We start from the raw sequence: 14,393 nt of genomic DNA on the forward strand, positions 1-14,393 counted from the left end.
CCCTGCTGCGCCGTGACCGTGGTCAGCCGCTCGTCGAACAGTCGTACGGGCGTGGGGGGCCGCCCGGGCGCGGGGGTGTGGGGGCACTCGCGCGGCCGCCCCCCCCCCCCCCCCGGAGGTGGCGCATCAGGCGGGAGGGGCGAAGTCCTCGGGCCCGAACAGCCGCAGCACGTCCGCCTCGCCCTGCCAGCCGGGCCAGAGGTCAAGGTGCAGCCTGACGAAGCGGGAGGCCCATTCCACGGCCTCCTCCTTGGTCCTGACCTCGTAGAGTGCGTAGCTGATCAGCTCCTTGGCCTCGGCGAACGGCCCGTCGGAGACGGTCAGCCGCCCGCCGGACACCTCGACCCTGGCCCCTTCGGAGCTGGGCGCCAGGCCGCTGTTGTCGAGCAGCGCCCCGGACTCGGTGGCCTGCTGGCCGAGCTTGAAGATGGCCTCCATGAGGTCCGCCGGCGGCGGACCTTCGGGCTGGGCGGCGACCTTGAGGGTGACCAGGTAGCGCATGATGTCCTCCTTGGACGAGTGGTGGAAAGGTCGAGGTCAGGCGGCGGTCCGGGACAGGCTCAGCGACAGTAGCGACAGCCAGCACCAGACCGCCACGATCCCGGCGATGAACGCGATGTTGGACCAGGCGACGCCGCCCCCACCGGCGATACCCATGAAGGCGCCGAGGAACAGCGTGCCGGTGACGCGGGAGTAGACGGCCCAGCCCGTGCGGCCCTCGCGGGCGAACCGGGAGGCGATGACGTAGCAGGCCGCGACCATGCACAGGAACCCGACGGCGCCGACGGCCATGTGCCCGATTCCGGACATGGTGATCACGCCGGGCCCTTCCGGCGTACCGGCCGGGAAGCCCATCGCCGGGTCGGCCGGGAAGATCGCGGCACCGATCATGCTGACGCCGAACGCGCCGATCAGCCGGGGCGCCCACCGCGCCCCCCGGCCCGGCGACAGCGCGCGGCGCAGCCCGGCGGCGCAGGCGATGGTCGCCAGGGCGGTGACCACGAAGTTGGCGGTCTGGATCCAGCCCAGGTCGCCGTTGGCCAGGAAGCTCCAGGGGTGGCGGGTCAGGTCGAAGCCCTCCCGGGTGAGCGCCTGGGCCAGGGCGACCGTGACGTACAGCGGGCCCGCGACGACGCCGAGGCCCAGCAGCGGGCGCACGGGGGAGATCGGGCCGGTGGCGGTGTGGGTGAGCTGCTGGGTCATGGTCCTCGTCCTCGCGTCCGCGGGGCCGGCTCTTTCCGGCCCTCTGCGTACGCTGCGAACGGGAAGACCCCGATTCGACACCCGCCACGAAATCTTTTCAAGATTTTTTCGGCGGGCGCCGTCGGCTCACCGACCTGGGGCCCACTCCGGGTCGCGGCCGGTCAGGGCGAGCAGGCGGTCGAGGTCCGTCGCGTCCCGGCCGACGGTCACCTGGTCGGCGAAGATGCCCTGCTGCCGGCCCATCGGCGCCATGTGCTCGGCGAAGCCCAGGAGCGCCTTGACCGTCTCCGGCTCGGCGTCGAAGGGGGCGCCGGTGGCCCTGGCCAGGTCCCAGCCGTGGACGACCAGGTCGAACAGCGCCATCGTGGCCACCGTACGCATTGGCAGCCCCATGGCCGGGCTCTCGCCCTCCGACGCCTCCGGCGGCTCCCACGCGGCCAGCATCCGCCGCGCCCGCTCGGGAAAGTCGCCCGCGTATTCGCGCTGCTCCACCATCGGGCCCTTGCCCGCCAGCGACGCGAACAGGTCCGCCACCCACTCCAGGTGGTTGATCAGCGCCCTGACGTCGAACTCCGAGCACGGCGTGGGCAGCCCCAGCTGGTCATCGCGCACTCCGGCCGCCAGCGCGCCCGTGCGCCCGGCCGCCTGCGTCATCATGTCATGCATGGGTGAGGAGCCTGCCGGGGGCGCCGCGCGGCGTCTTGTAGAAACGCGACAGCGCGGCTGGATCGATCCCGTACGCGCGGGTTTCGGCCACAGCCGGCACTCGTGTGCGGAAGGGCTGTCGCCGTACGCCGAGCACTTCTGGATCAGCACGTGGGACCTGGCGGAGCCGTACACCCAGCGGTTGATCTCCCACCCCACGGTGAACCTGACCGTCACCGAGGAGTACGCCAGGGTCGCGGGCGTGATCCCCGGCGAGTTCTCCTGCACGCTGGAGGGGCGCGGCCGGGTGGTGGGGCTGCGGTTCAGGCCCGGCGGCTTCCGCCCGTTCGCGGGCGGCCCGGTCTCGGAGCTGACCGGCCGCTTCGTCTCGCTGCCCGACATGTACGGCCCGGCGGGTGCCACGCTGTGGCGGGAGGTCCTCGCGTCGCCGGACGAGGAGGCCATGCGCCTGATCGAGCGCTTCCTCCTCGACCTGCGCCCCACGCCCGACGCGCCGATCGACCCGCTGATCGAACGGGTCGCCGCGGCCGAGACCGACCAGACCATCACCCGGGTCGACCAGCTCGCCGCCCTGGCCGGCACGTCGGTCCGTTCCCTCCAGCGCCTGTTCCAGGAGTACGTCGGGATCGGCCCGAAATGGGTCATCCGCCGCTTCCGCCTGCACGAGGCGGCGGAACGCGTGCGCGACGGCCTCGCCCCTGCCGGCCTGGCCGCCGAGCTCGGCTACACCGACCAGGCCCACCTCACCCGCGACTTCGCCGCCGTGGTCGGCCTCCCGCCCGCCGCCTACCAGCGCCTGACCTCGGCCTGAGGAGGAGACGTGAGCCGCGACGTCTCGATCGACCTGGAGTTCCGGCACGGCGTCCACTTCGAGGACATCCTCGACCGGCTCGCCCGGGCGGGCTGGGAGTTCCTGCGTGAGGAGGACGCCGTCTGGTACTCGACCGATTTCGACTGGAAGATCGTGCCGACGGCCGCCCTGGCCGAGGCCAGGCGCGACATGCGCGCCTGCTACGAGGCCGGGCAGTCGGTGGGCCTGACCGCCCGGCTGCCCGACGGGGAGACCTTCGCGAACGTGCTGTTCCACGAGGAGCGGACGGTGGTCTCCCTGCTCCCGCTGCTGGACTACCGCACCATCGCGCACCTGCCGGAGTTCGTCGATCTGGGGTGGTACATGGAGAGGTTCCTGGAGCCGTGCCGCGACCTGCCGATCGTCCGCACGCGGGCCGCCGACGAGCGCTGACCGCCGCCCATGTACATCAAATGGATTTGATGTATCGTCGGGAACGTGGTGTCCTCACCTCAGGCCGCCCCGGCCTTCGTCCGGCTGGCCGCCCATCCGCTGCGGTGGCGGCTGCTCACCGAGCTGGCCGGGAGCGACTACCGGGTCCGCGAGCTGGTGAGCCTGGTGGGCGAGCCGCAGAACCTGGTCTCCTACCATCTGCGGCTGCTGCGTGACGGCGGGCTGGTCACCGCGCAGCGGAGCAGCTTCGACGCCCGCGACAGCTATTACCACCTGGATCTGGAGCGCTGTGCCCACGCGCTGGCCGCCACGGGTGCCGCTCTGCACCCCGCGCTCCGCCTCGGCCCCGCCCCGGTCCACCCGGCCTCCCCGTCCGGGCCCGGTCCGGCGCGTCGGCCCGCCGTGCTGTTCGCCTGCACCGGCAACAGTGCCCGGTCGCCGATCGCCGAGGCCCTGCTGCGCCACCGCGCCGGCGGCCGCGTCGAGGTGACCAGCGCGGGCAGTGACCCCCGGCAGCGGCTGCACCCCGACGCCGTACGAGTCCTGCGCGAGCGCTACGGCATCGACCTGGCGGATCAGCGCCCACGGCACCTGGACACCATGGCCGGCCACCGGTTCGACTACGTGATCAGCCTGTGCGACAGGGTCCGCGAGGTCTGCCCCGACTTCGGCGACCACTCCCGGCGGGTCCACTGGAGCATCCCCGACCCGGCCGCGCCGGGCGGCGCCGGGCCCCCCGCCTTCGCCCGTACGGCGGCGGAGATCGACACCCGCATCCACTACCTCCTCCCTCAACTCACACCACAGGAGGACCAGCCATGACCACACCCGACCAGTTCGCGAGCGTCCGCTACCTCGTCGACGACGTGGGCGCCGCCGTCGCGTTCTACACCACCCACCTCGGCTTCACCCTGCGCCTCGACGCCGCCCCCGCCTTCGCCGACGTGGTACGCGGGCCGCTGCGGCTCCTGCTGTCCGGCCCGGCCAGCTCCGGCGCCCGGGCCACCCCCGAGGGCACCGCCGCCGGCCGCAACCGCATCCACCTCGTCGTCGACGACCTCGACGCCGAGATCGACCGGCTCCGCGGGGCCGGGCTGTCCTTCCTCGGCGACGCGGTCTCCGGCCCCGGCGGGCGCCAGATCCTGCTCACCGACCCGGCCGGCAACCTCGTCGAGCTCTTCCAGCCCGCCCACGCCCGCGCCACCCCCGCACCGGTCCGGACGTGACCGGGCCACCCCCGCACCGGTCCGGACGTGACCGGGCCACCCCCGCACCGGCCCGGACCTGACCGGGCCACCCCCTGCACCGGCGCGGACCTCACCGGCGACCGTGTCCCGCCCCGCACCGAGGGCGGTGGTGACGCCTCCTGCCGCCCTGGTCGCGGGCCCGCGACCGCGTCCCGGGCCGTGACGCCGGGCTCGCCGCAGGACGCGCAGGTCAGGCGAGCTGATCGACCGGGCGGCCGAGGCGGTCCAGGCGGGCGAACTGCTCGTCGGTCAGCCGGAGATCCCGCGCCGCGACGTTCTCCTCCAGATGCCGCACAGAGGTCGTCCCCGGGATGGGGATGATGTTCGGTGAGCGGTGCAGCAGCCAGGCCAGCGCGGTCTGGGCCGGCGTCGCCCCGATCTCGGCCGCCAGGGCCGTCACGGCGCCGAGGTCGCCCACGGCGATCGGGAAGAACGGGACGAACGCGATCTCGTGCTTGCCAGTGTGGTCCACCACCTCCTCATGGGTGCGGTCGATGAGGTTGTAGAGGTTCTGCACGGCGGCGACGGGCGCGATCTCGCGGGCCTGCTCGAGCTGGCCGACCGTCACCTCGGACAGGCCGATGTGGCGGATCTTGCCTTCCTGCCGCAACCCCTCCAGGGCGCCGATCTGGTCGGCGAGCGGGACTTGGGGGTCGACGCGGTGCAGGTAGTACAGGTCGATCACGTCGCGGCGGAGCCGGCGCAGGCTCAGCTCGGCCTGCTGGCGCAGGTACTCGGGGCGGCCCAGGGGGATCCACTCCTCGACGCTCGGCCGGGCCACGCCGCCCTTGGTCGCGATCACCACATCGTCCGCGTACGGGTGCAGGGCCTCGGCGACGAGCTCCTCGCCCGCGCCCAGGGCGTACGCGTCGGAGGTGTCGATGAGCCGCACCCCCAGCTCCACCGCGCGCCGCAGGACGGCCGTGGCGGCCCCGCGATCGGCCGGCGGCTCCCAGATCGTGCCGTCGGAGGCCAGCCGCATCGTGCCGAAACCGAGGTCGCCCACCTCGATGTCGCCGATCCTCATGATGTCTCCCTAACAGTTGAGCTCTCAAGTTAGCGTTCGACCGGGACGCTACACGGCCACAGTTGAGAGTTCAAGTTAGGATGCCGGGTGTGAAGACACGGTGGCTCAATGACGACGAACAGCGGACGTGGCGGGCGTACCTGTGGACGACCCGGCTGCTCGGCGACGCGCTCGACCGGCAGCTCCAGCGCGACGCGGGCATGCCGTACACGTACTACATGATCTTGGCGACGCTCTCGGACGTCCCCGAGCGGCGCATGACGATGACCGACCTGGCCACGCTGGTCTACTCCTCGCTCAGCCGCCTGTCGCACGCGGTGGCCCGGCTGGAGGAGCGCGGCTGGGTGCGCCGCTCGCCGCATCCGGACAACCGGCGGATCACCATGGCAGAGCTGACCGACGCCGGCGCCGCCGTCCTGGCGGGCGCCGCGCCCGCGCATGTCGAGGAAGTGCGCGAGCTCCTGTTCGACCCGCTCACCGACGAGCAGGTGGGCCAGTTGCGGGAGATCCTGCGGGCACTGTGGGCCCGGCTGGACCCCGCGCCGGGCAAGCCCGGGCCGTACCCCGAGATCTTCGGGCCGGAGGCGTAGGCCGCCGGGCGGCCGGGCATCGCCGTCACCGGCCACCGCCCGCCGACGCGGCGGCCTCCTCCGCCCCCACGGCCTCCTCCGCACCCGCGGGTGTGATGTTGAAGTTGCGGTTGAAGACGTCGTCCGGGTCCCATTCGGCCTTGAGCGCGCGCAGGCGGGTCAGCACGGGCTCGGGGAAGGCGTCGAGCAGGCGGTCGGGATGGGTGTCGGTCTCGAAGCTCAGGTACATGCCGTTCAGCTGCGGGTAGAGCCGCGCCCAGCTCGCGTTCAGGGCGGGCACGCGGCTCGGCGTCGCGGCGGCGAGCACGGAGAACTGCTGGGTGCGGTGCGGCCAGGCCATGGCGTCCGCCGGCACGTCGTGCACCGCGCCGCCCATGGAGCGGAACTGCACGATCGGGATGTCGCCCGACCGCATCATCTCCTCGATGACGCCGGCGGCCTCCGGGGTGAGGTGTTCGAGCAGGCCGCTGCGCGTGTTCTCCAGCCCGTGGCCCTGGTGGCGGTTCTCCGGCGGGGTGACGATCAGGTGGTAGGGCACGAGCTGCGCCTGCTGGTGCAGGACCGGGCCGGCGCCGAGGAACGGGCTGAGGGCGCTCTGCGCCGCTTCGACGTCGTCGCCCGCGTACACGAGGGTGATCTGGGCGGTCACCGGCGCTCCCCGGCGGGCGGGGAACAGCGACAGGAAACTGGTGATCTCGCGCGGGGCCCGCTCGACCAGCCGGGCCCATTCCACGAGGAAGCCCGCGGTGTCGGTGGCGTCGACAGTGATCGTCGCGTAGGCGACGTCCCCGACCTCGTACGCGTCCAGCTCGAACGCCGTCACGACGCCGAAGTTGCCGCCCGCCCCGCGGATCGCCCAGAACAGGTCGGGATGGTGCTCGGCGTCCACGCGCAGCCTGCGCCCGTCCGCGACCACGATCTCGGCCGCGGTGACGTGGTCGATCGTGAGCCCGTGCCTGCGGGCCAGGTAGCCGAGCCCGCCGGCGGTGGCCAGGCCTCCGACGCCGACGTCTCCGTAGTCGCCGGAGCTCATCGCCAGCCCGTACGGCGCCAGCGCCCGCGCGACGTGTCCCCAGCGGGCTCCCGGCTCCACGCGGATCCGCCCGGCCGCCCGGTCGAGCACCTCGACGGCGTTCATCCTCGACAGGTCGATGACCACGCCGCCGTTGTTCGTGGAGCGGCCGCTGATGCCGTGCCCGCCGCTGCGTACCGCGATCTCGGCGTGCTGGCTCCGCGCGTAGGCGAGGGCCGCCGCGACGTCGTCGGCGTTCTCCGCCTGGATGACGAGGGCCGGCGAGCCGGTGCGGGTGTAGGTGTGGCGCACGTCGTCGTAGGCGCGGTCGCCCGGCTCGATCGCCTTCCGCGCGAGCGACGGCGGCAGCGCGTCGTAGTCGAGAGTGTCGTGCCGCCTGGCGAGCGCGACGGCCGAGCGCGCGGGCGCGGTGCCGGCGCCGGCGCCGGACCGGGCGCGCTCGCGCGTGAAGGTGCCGAGCAGGAGCTCGTGACCGTGGTCAGACATGCGGTGTCCTCACAAGTTAGGTTGCCAAGCAACTCATCAGGATGACAACTTATATGCACCGCAACATATCTTCGACACAACTTGTTCCTCGGTATGCTGGACGCGTGGCATCGACTGAGAGGCTCTCCGCCGGCAACCTGGGCTGGTCGCTCGGCATGGTGCTGCGCGCCTGGCAGGAGGAGGTCGACGAGGCGCTGCGCGGCATGCCGGGAAGCAGCAGGGGCTTTCACGTGCTGGCGGCCGTCGCGCACGGCGAGCCGCAGCGGCAGCGGGCCCTGGCGGACCGGCTCGTGATCGACCGCACCGTGCTCGTCTACCTCCTCGACGACCTCGCCGAGGTCGGCCTCATCGAGCGGCGGCCCGATCCGCAGGACCGGCGGGCCAGGCTGATCGTCGCCACCGAGCACGGCCGGCAGGTGCTGGCCGAGGCGGAGAGCCGGGTCGCGGCGGCGGAGGAGCGCATCCTCGGCGGCCTCACGCCGGACGAGCGGGCCGCCCTGCGCGAGATCACGATGCGGGCGGCCGCGACGATCCACGAGGCGCGTCCCCGTACGGATCCGTGCGCCGCCGTGGAGTCAGTGCTCGACGTGTCGTCGTCCTGAGACCCCTCCTCAGCGCCGGGCCTGGGGCATCCAGTGATGCTCCTCGAACACCGCGATCGGCACGTCCCCCTCCGCGCGCCGCCCCCGTCGGGTGGCCGTCGCAGGTAGCCCTCGATCGGGGCGAGGCGGCTCCTGCCGTGAGGCGTGCAGGTCGTGCTCCTCGCCGGTGAGGGCGTGGATGCGCTGGAGGATGCGCCGGTCGTCCACGGTGAGTCCGTCGCGACGGACGGCGGTGACGGCCTGCGCGACCGTGTCGTACATCGGCAGGTGCGCGTCCAGCCGGACGATCCGCAGCAGGCGGGCGGGTGCGCCGCGGGCACCCGCCAGATGTACGCCCGCGTCGTCGTCCGCCGCCCGCCGGGCGCTGGACAGCAGGACGCGCAGGCCGGAGCAGTCCATGAAGGACAGCCTCGTCAGGTCGAAGACCACATGGTCGCCGGGCCGCCGGACGCGGCCGACGTGGCGGGCCAGCCGTGCGCTGTTCGCGATGTCGATCTCACCGCCCACCGCGATCAGGCACACCCCGGGAAGACGCCCATGGGCCAGGTTCAGCGGCGTGGTGGAGACCCTCGCGGGACTGGTCGAGGGCTCGCGTTGCCGGGAGGCGCCCATGCGCGCACCATTCACCTTTCGTGTGGGGGACCTGCCATGCGCGGCCGGCCCGGCGGGGGACTGGCAGTCCTCCACCGGGCCGGCCGTACGGTACGACGATCCCCCGCACGGGCACGTCCTCGCATCAGGGAGTCCCCGGTGCCGTTCACCGGTGCCTCCGGTGGCGGCGCCGCGCCGAACGGGGGTGTCAGGCCGTCCGGTCGGCGGCCGCGCGGCCGGCGGTGCGGCCGGACAGCAGGCAGCCGCCCAGGAACGACCCCTCCAGGGCGTTGTAGCCGTGCACGCCCCCGCCGCCGAACCCGGCGACCTCGCCGGCCGCGTACAGGCCGTCGATCGGCTGCCCGTCCAGGCCGAGGGCGCGGGAGTCGAGGTCGGTCTGGATCCCGCCGAGCGTCTTCCGGGTGAGGATGTGTAGTTTCACCCCGATCAGCGGCCCCGCCGCCGGGTCGAGGATCCGGTGCGGGGCGGCGGCCCGGCCGAGTCGGTCGCCGAGGTAGCGGCGGGCGTTGTGGATGCCCTGCACCTGGACGTCCTTGCTGTAGGGGTTGGTGATCTGCAGGTCGCGGGCCTCGATCTGGGCGCGGATGACCGCGGCGTCGAGCAGGGGCTTGTCGGTGAGCCCGTTCATCGCGGCCACCAGCTCCTCCAGGGTGTCGGCCACGACGAAGTCGGCGCCGTGCCGCTTGAACGCCTCGACCGGGGCGGGCGCGCCCTTGCCGAGGAGGCGGGCGCGCAGGAACGCCTTGCGGTCCTTGCTCGTGATGTCGGGGTTCTGTTCCGAGCCCGACAGCGCGAACTCCTTCTTGATGATCTGCTGGCTGAGGATGAACCAGGAATGGTCGTGTTCGGCGATGTCGGGGGTGGTGCGCAGGTGTCGCAACGTGCCGAGGGTGTCGTAGCCGGGCAGGCAGGGCTCGGGCAGCCGCCGGCCCAGGGCGTCGAACCACAACGACGACGGGCCGGGCAGGATGCGGATGCCGTGCCCCGGCCAGACGGGGTCCCAGTTGTGCAGGCCCTCGGTGTAGTGCCACATCCGGTCGCGGTTGACCAGCCTGACCCCGGCGCCGGCGGCGATGTCGAGCATCCGGCCGTCGACGTACGCCGGGACGCCGGTGACCATGTGCGCGGGTGGCCGGCCGAGCCGCTCGGGCCAGTACCGGCGTACCAGGTCGTGGTCGGCGCCGATGCCGCCGGTCGTGACGATCACCGCCTGGGCGCTCAGCTCGAACTCGCCCATCTGCTCGCGCGTGGAGGCGACCCCGCGAGGCGAGTCGTCGTCGGCCAGCACCGTGCCGCGCACCCCGCTGACCGAGCCGCCGGTCGTGACCAGCTCGTCGACCCGGTGCCGGTGGTAGAAGCGCACCAGCCCGGCGGCGGCGGCCCGGTGCGCGGAGCGGACGAACGGCTCCACCACGCCCGTCCCGGTGCCCCAGGCGATGTGGAAGCGAGGCACGGAGTTGCCGTGCCCGTCGGCGCGCAGGCTGCCGCGCTCGGCCCACCCGACGGTCGGCAGGAACGTGAGGCCGTGCCCGGCCAGCCAGGAGCGCTTCTCCCCGGCGGCGAACTCCACGTAGGCGCGCGCCCACTTGACCGCCCAGGAGTCCTCGTCGTCCAGGCGGTCGAACTGGGCGCTGCCCAGCCAGTCGCTCCACGCCAGCTCGAAGGAGTCCTTGACCCGCAGGCGGCGCTGCTCGGGCGTGTCGACCAGGAACAGGCCGCCGAAGGACCAGAACGCCTGCCCGCCGAGGTTGGCGGCGTTCTCCTGGTCGACGAGGGCGACCTTCCGGCCCGCGGCGGTCAGTTCGTGGGTGGCGACCAGGCCGGCCAGGCCGGCGCCGACGACGATGACGTCCGCGTCCATGGCGGGGGTGCTCCTCACTGCCGGAGGCCGCCGTACGGCCCGGGGGACATACAGGTGCCGGTGGCCGCCCGGGTGGCGCCCACCGTATCGGATACATCTGTGTATCGGATACGTACGTGTATGTAAATGGGGCTAGCGTGGCTCCGTGAGCTCTCCCACCCCGGCCCGTCAGCGGCGCCGGCCGGACGGCGCCGCGCCCCGCGTCACCAAGCGGCGCGGCCGCACCCGGGCCCGGCTGCTCGCGGCGGCGTTCGAGGTGTTCGCGGCCAAGGGGTTCGGACGGGTGCGCATCGAGGACGTGTGCGAGGCCGCCGGCTACACCCGGGGCGCCTTCTACTCCAACTTCGACAGCCTCGACGAGCTGTTCTTCGCCCTCTACGACGAGCGCGCCGACCTCATCGCCGACCAGGTCACCGCCGCCCTGTCCGTCGAGGGGGCGGTGGAGGAGGCCGCCGGACCGCCGATCCAGGCGATCATCGAGCGCGTCGCCGCGACGCTCCTGCTGGACCGCGACTGGCTGCTGGTCAAGACCGACTTCCTGCTGTACGCCGCCCGCGACCCGGCCGTCGCCGACCGGCTCGCCGCCCACCGCGACCGCCTGCGCACCGCCGTCGAACAGCGGCTGCACGCCGCCCGCGCCTGGCTCGCCCTGCCCCCCGCCATCGGCGACGTGCCCGGCGCGGCCCGTGCCGTCGTCGCCGCCTACGACGGCGTCACCATCCAGCTCCTGCTCGACGGGGACCTGCCCGCCGCCCGCGCCTGGCTGACCCGCCTCCTCACCGCCCTGCTGACCCGCGCGCGTGAATAGGCTCGTCGTCCTGCTCGGCCGCGACGGCAGGGCGACGCTCTGGTTAAGTTAGCCTTGCCTAATTAACGCAAGGGAGGGAGCCCCCATGGCGACCGAAACGGCACGGCGTGCGCCAAAGTGCACCACCGGCGTGGTGCTGCGCACCGAGCAGCTGACGCCGCACATGATCCGGGTGGTGCTCGGCGGTGAGGGGCTCGCCGGGTTCAGTGCGGGCGAGTTCACCGACCACTACGTGAAGCTGCTGTTCCCGGTGCCCGGGGTGACCTATCCGGAGCCGTTCGACATGGGCGTGATCCGGGCCGAGCTGCCCCGCGAGCAGTGGCCGGTGATGCGGACCTACACCGTCCGCTCCTGGGACCCGCAGGCCGGGGAGCTGGCCATCGACTTCGTCTGCCACGGCGACCAGGGCCTCGCGGGGCCCTGGGCGACGCAGGCCAGGCCGGGCGACGTGCTGCGCTTCCTGGGCCCGGGCGGGGCGTACGCGCCCAGCGCCGAGGCGGACTGGCACCTGCTCGCCGGTGACGAGAGCGCGCTGCCGGCCATCGGCGCGGCGCTGGAGCGGGTCCCGGCCGGGGCGCACGCCAAGGTCTTCGTCGAGGTGGCGGACGCCGCGGAGGAGCAGGGGCTGCCGACGGCCTGCGACGCCGAGATCGTGTGGCTGCACCGCGACGGCGGGCAGGTGGGCGAGGCGCTGGTGCGGGCGGTGCGGGAGGCGAAGTTCCCCGACGGTACGGTGCACGCCTTCGTCCACGGCGAGGCCACGTTCGTCAAGGAGCTGCGGCGCCATCTGCGGGTGGAGCGGGGCGTGCCGCTGGAGCAGCTGTCGATCTCCGGCTACTGGCGGCTCGGCCGTGACGAGGACGGCTGGCAGTCCTCGAAGTCGGAGTGGAACCAGCAGATCGAGGAGGAAGAGGCGAAGGTCCTGGGCGACCCGGCCACGCGATGAGCCGGTGCCCGCCCGGCCGCTCTCCTCCGGCGGCGGGCGGGCACTCCTTCAGGATGCGCACGGCATGTCGGTGGATCCGTCACGGGCTCCCCTGCCGGAAGTGGCGCACTCGGGCCGATCGTCGCTTACTGTGCATCTCGGGGGAGCACTGCGGGAGAATGTCCCGTCAGTGCACACGCAAGCATGGCGTGCCGGGGGATCACGGAGGATGACGTCGGGAATGAGCACGCAGACGCAGGAGCATCTCGGCCCCTACCGGGTGATCGGGAAGATCGGCGAGGGCGGCATGGGGGTCGTCCATCTCGGTCTCGACGGCGCGGGCCGCGAGGTCGCGATCAAGGTGCTGCACCCGCACGTGGCCGCCGACCTCAAGGCGCGCGACCGGCTGTTCCGCGAGGTGGAGACCATGCGGCGGGTGCGCAGCCGTTATGTGGCCGAGGTGATCGACGCCGAGCTGTCAGGCGGGCGGCCCTTCGTGGTGACCCAGTTCGCCAAGGGCCGCACGCTGGAGGACACCGTGCTGTCCCAGGGCCCGCTGGAGGCGCGTGAGGTCGTCCGGCTCGCCGAGGGGTTGTGCCAGGCGCTGGTGGACGTGCACGCGGCCGGGGTGATCCATCGGGACCTGAAGCCGACCAACGTCATGCTGGTCGACGGGGAGCCGCTGGTCATCGACTTCGGCATCGCCCATCTGGTGAACGCGTCCCGGCTGACGCAGACGGGGATGTTCGTCGGCACGCCGGGCTACCTGGCGCCGGAGATCATCCGCGACTCGCAGATCACCCAGGCGGCCGACGTGCACGCGCTGGCCTCCACGGTGTTCTTCGCCGCCACGGGGCTGCCGCCGTTCGGCACGGGGACGTTCGAGGCGGTCTGCTTCAACACCATGGAGGGGCGGGCGCAGATCGACAAGGCGCCGGCCTGGCTGCGGGGCTGGCTGAGCCTGGCGTTGCAGGTCGATCCGGCGGCCCGGCCCAGCGCGCGTGAGCTGCTGCGGATGGCCAGGGCGCTCGATCCGGCGGGCCGCCCGCCGGGGCGGATCAGCGAGCGTACGCTGACCATGGACATCGTGTCCGACCTGCTCCCGCCGGTCGAATACGCCGCGAGGCGCCAGGAGGAGCCGCCGTCCCCGGCAGCGGCGCCGACCGTCCACGCGGCTCGGGAGCGGGAGCGCCCGCAGGCCCCCGCGGAGCCCTTCGACCTGCGGCGGTTCCTGCACAGCAGCGGGTTCGTCGGGGTGCTCATGCTCGTGACGCTGGTCGCGTTCACCGTGCTCATGCCGGTCGCCGTGGGCCTGGTGGCGGCGGCGATCACGCTGGCGCTGCGTGCCGCCGACCACTACTTCGCCGAGACCGAGACCCGGCCGACGCTGTCCAGGACCGCGCTCGTGACGGCGGGCCACATGTTCCTGTCGCTGGCGTTCGGCCTGGTCGCCGGGAGCCTCCTGCACATGGCCGGCCGGTTGAGCGGCAGCCACGCGGAGTCGCTGGCGGCCGGCGCGTTCACGCTGGGGCTGTTCGTGCTGCCCGGCGCGGGCGCGGTGCGGCGGACCGCCTCCAACGCCCTCGCCCGCCTCCTGCCCGGCCGCAGCCCGATCGTGGTGACGGTGGCCGTGATGGGGCCGGTCGCGCTGACCTCGGTCATCATCGCCCTGGTCCAGGGGTTGTGACCCCTGCTGGAGCAAGGGCTCAGGCAGCCGTACGGGCAGGCGTCCGCGAGGTCCGCCTGCTGACCCTGGCAGACGAGCACGCCGGCCGGGCCATCAGCCACTGGGACCACCTCCTGGTGCGCCGCCGCCCGGACGGCCAGGTCTGATCCGCGCAAGTCAGGTCGCCGGTCAGCGCAAGTCTTGCAGCTTCTTGCGCTGACTTGACGTCGTCCCTTGCGCTCCGTCAGTTTCCGCCGGAGCCGCAGCTCGTAGGCACACGCTGGGAGAAGATCCTCAAAGTCCGGCGATCGACAGTTATTTCTTTGCGCAATCTCGTCGAAATATTGCGGCCTTCTGCTCGACATCTTATGGTTCGGCCATCCGCCTTACCCGAAGGGCCACCCCCATGAGAGCACTGCTTGCC

General features: G+C 72.9%; 17 protein-coding genes. 10 read left to right on the forward strand and 7 right to left on the reverse strand.

Features of this window, described 5'->3' with window-relative positions; translation table 11 throughout:
* Positions 1-126 precede the first annotated feature (126 nt).
* The 3 genes from AB0J69_RS59460 to AB0J69_RS59470 all read right to left on the reverse strand — a co-directional run bounded on the left by AB0J69_RS59460 (position 127) and on the right by AB0J69_RS59470 (position 1,869).
* Positions 127-501: a YciI family protein gene (locus AB0J69_RS59460; protein ID WP_364137727.1), complete on the reverse strand. Its 375-nt coding sequence runs from the start codon at positions 499-501 to the stop codon at positions 127-129.
* Positions 502-537: 36 nt separating this feature from the next.
* Positions 538-1,203, reverse strand: coding sequence for a DUF998 domain-containing protein (locus AB0J69_RS59465; protein ID WP_364137729.1), 666 nt, complete (start codon positions 1,201-1,203; stop codon positions 538-540).
* A gap of 126 nt (positions 1,204-1,329) precedes the next feature.
* Positions 1,330-1,869, reverse strand: coding sequence for a TIGR03086 family metal-binding protein (locus AB0J69_RS59470; protein WP_364137731.1), 540 nt, complete (start codon positions 1,867-1,869; stop codon positions 1,330-1,332).
* Between AB0J69_RS59470 and AB0J69_RS59475 the strand changes: the two genes are divergently transcribed.
* The 4 genes from AB0J69_RS59475 to AB0J69_RS59490 are packed head-to-tail and all read left to right on the forward strand — an operon-like array spanning position 1,868 to position 4,338.
* The gene (locus tag AB0J69_RS59475) at positions 1,868-2,680 is read left to right on the forward strand and encodes a helix-turn-helix domain-containing protein (RefSeq protein ID WP_364137733.1); all 813 of its coding nucleotides are present in this window, start codon (positions 1,868-1,870) and stop codon (positions 2,678-2,680) included. The two genes, AB0J69_RS59470 and AB0J69_RS59475, sit on opposite strands and share 2 nt — an antisense overlap.
* Before the next feature lie 9 nt (positions 2,681-2,689).
* A complete protein-coding gene (locus AB0J69_RS59480; protein WP_364137735.1) occupies positions 2,690-3,112 on the forward strand; it encodes a hypothetical protein in 423 nt (140 codons plus the stop codon).
* Positions 3,113-3,157: 45 nt separating this feature from the next.
* Positions 3,158-3,934 carry an ArsR family transcriptional regulator gene (locus tag AB0J69_RS59485; protein ID WP_364137737.1) on the forward strand — a complete coding sequence of 259 codons (777 nt, stop codon included), beginning with the start codon at positions 3,158-3,160 and terminating at the stop codon, positions 3,932-3,934.
* A complete protein-coding gene (locus AB0J69_RS59490; protein ID WP_364137739.1) occupies positions 3,931-4,338 on the forward strand; it encodes a VOC family protein in 408 nt (135 codons plus the stop codon). The genes AB0J69_RS59485 and AB0J69_RS59490 overlap by 4 nt, the downstream gene beginning before the upstream one ends.
* 211 nt (positions 4,339-4,549) lie before the next feature.
* On the opposite strand, the gene AB0J69_RS59495 is transcribed toward AB0J69_RS59490, so the two are convergent.
* Complete coding sequence (locus AB0J69_RS59495; RefSeq protein WP_364137741.1) at positions 4,550-5,386, reverse strand: aldo/keto reductase; 837 nt, start codon at positions 5,384-5,386, stop codon at positions 4,550-4,552.
* 89 nt (positions 5,387-5,475) lie between these two features.
* Here AB0J69_RS59495 and AB0J69_RS59500 point away from each other — a divergent pair, with 89 nt between their 5' ends.
* Positions 5,476-5,976, forward strand: coding sequence for a MarR family transcriptional regulator (locus AB0J69_RS59500; protein WP_364137743.1), 501 nt, complete (start codon positions 5,476-5,478; stop codon positions 5,974-5,976).
* Positions 5,977-6,001: 25 nt separating this feature from the next.
* Here AB0J69_RS59500 and AB0J69_RS59505 read toward each other — a convergent pair whose 3' ends face one another.
* Positions 6,002-7,495, reverse strand: a complete 1,494-nt coding sequence (locus AB0J69_RS59505; RefSeq protein WP_364137745.1) for an FAD-binding oxidoreductase — start codon at positions 7,493-7,495, stop codon at positions 6,002-6,004.
* 104 nt (positions 7,496-7,599) lie between these two features.
* Between AB0J69_RS59505 and AB0J69_RS59510 the strand changes: the two genes are divergently transcribed.
* Positions 7,600-8,097, forward strand: coding sequence for a MarR family transcriptional regulator (locus AB0J69_RS59510; RefSeq protein WP_364137747.1), 498 nt, complete (start codon positions 7,600-7,602; stop codon positions 8,095-8,097).
* A gap of 9 nt (positions 8,098-8,106) precedes the next feature.
* Here the strand turns inward: AB0J69_RS59510 and AB0J69_RS59515 are convergent, their stop codons facing one another.
* Both AB0J69_RS59515 and AB0J69_RS59520 read right to left on the reverse strand, forming a co-directional pair.
* A complete protein-coding gene (locus tag AB0J69_RS59515) occupies positions 8,107-8,709 on the reverse strand; it encodes an STAS domain-containing protein (protein ID WP_364137749.1) in 603 nt (200 codons plus the stop codon).
* 187 nt (positions 8,710-8,896) lie between these two features.
* A complete protein-coding gene (locus AB0J69_RS59520; protein WP_364137751.1) occupies positions 8,897-10,570 on the reverse strand; it encodes an FAD-binding dehydrogenase in 1,674 nt (557 codons plus the stop codon).
* A 145-nt stretch (positions 10,571-10,715) separates the two neighbouring features.
* Here AB0J69_RS59520 and AB0J69_RS59525 point away from each other — a divergent pair, with 145 nt between their 5' ends.
* The 4 genes from AB0J69_RS59525 to AB0J69_RS59540 all read left to right on the forward strand — a co-directional run bounded on the left by AB0J69_RS59525 (position 10,716) and on the right by AB0J69_RS59540 (position 14,136).
* Positions 10,716-11,378, forward strand: coding sequence for a TetR/AcrR family transcriptional regulator (locus AB0J69_RS59525; protein WP_364137753.1), 663 nt, complete (start codon positions 10,716-10,718; stop codon positions 11,376-11,378).
* Between the two features lie 85 nt (positions 11,379-11,463).
* Positions 11,464-12,324 carry a siderophore-interacting protein gene (locus AB0J69_RS59530; protein WP_364137755.1) on the forward strand — a complete coding sequence of 287 codons (861 nt, stop codon included), beginning with the start codon at positions 11,464-11,466 and terminating at the stop codon, positions 12,322-12,324.
* A 220-nt stretch (positions 12,325-12,544) separates the two neighbouring features.
* Positions 12,545-13,990 (forward strand): protein kinase, encoded by a 1,446-nt coding sequence (locus AB0J69_RS59535; protein WP_364137757.1) that lies wholly within the window; start codon positions 12,545-12,547, stop codon positions 13,988-13,990.
* Positions 13,987-14,136, forward strand: coding sequence for a hypothetical protein (locus AB0J69_RS59540; protein ID WP_364137759.1), 150 nt, complete (start codon positions 13,987-13,989; stop codon positions 14,134-14,136). The genes AB0J69_RS59535 and AB0J69_RS59540 overlap by 4 nt, the downstream gene beginning before the upstream one ends.
* Positions 14,137-14,393: the final 257 nt, after the last annotated feature.

This window comes from Nonomuraea sp. NPDC049709 (genome assembly GCF_040674815.1).
In the GTDB taxonomy this organism is placed as follows: Bacteria; Actinomycetota; Actinomycetes; order Streptosporangiales; family Streptosporangiaceae; genus Nonomuraea.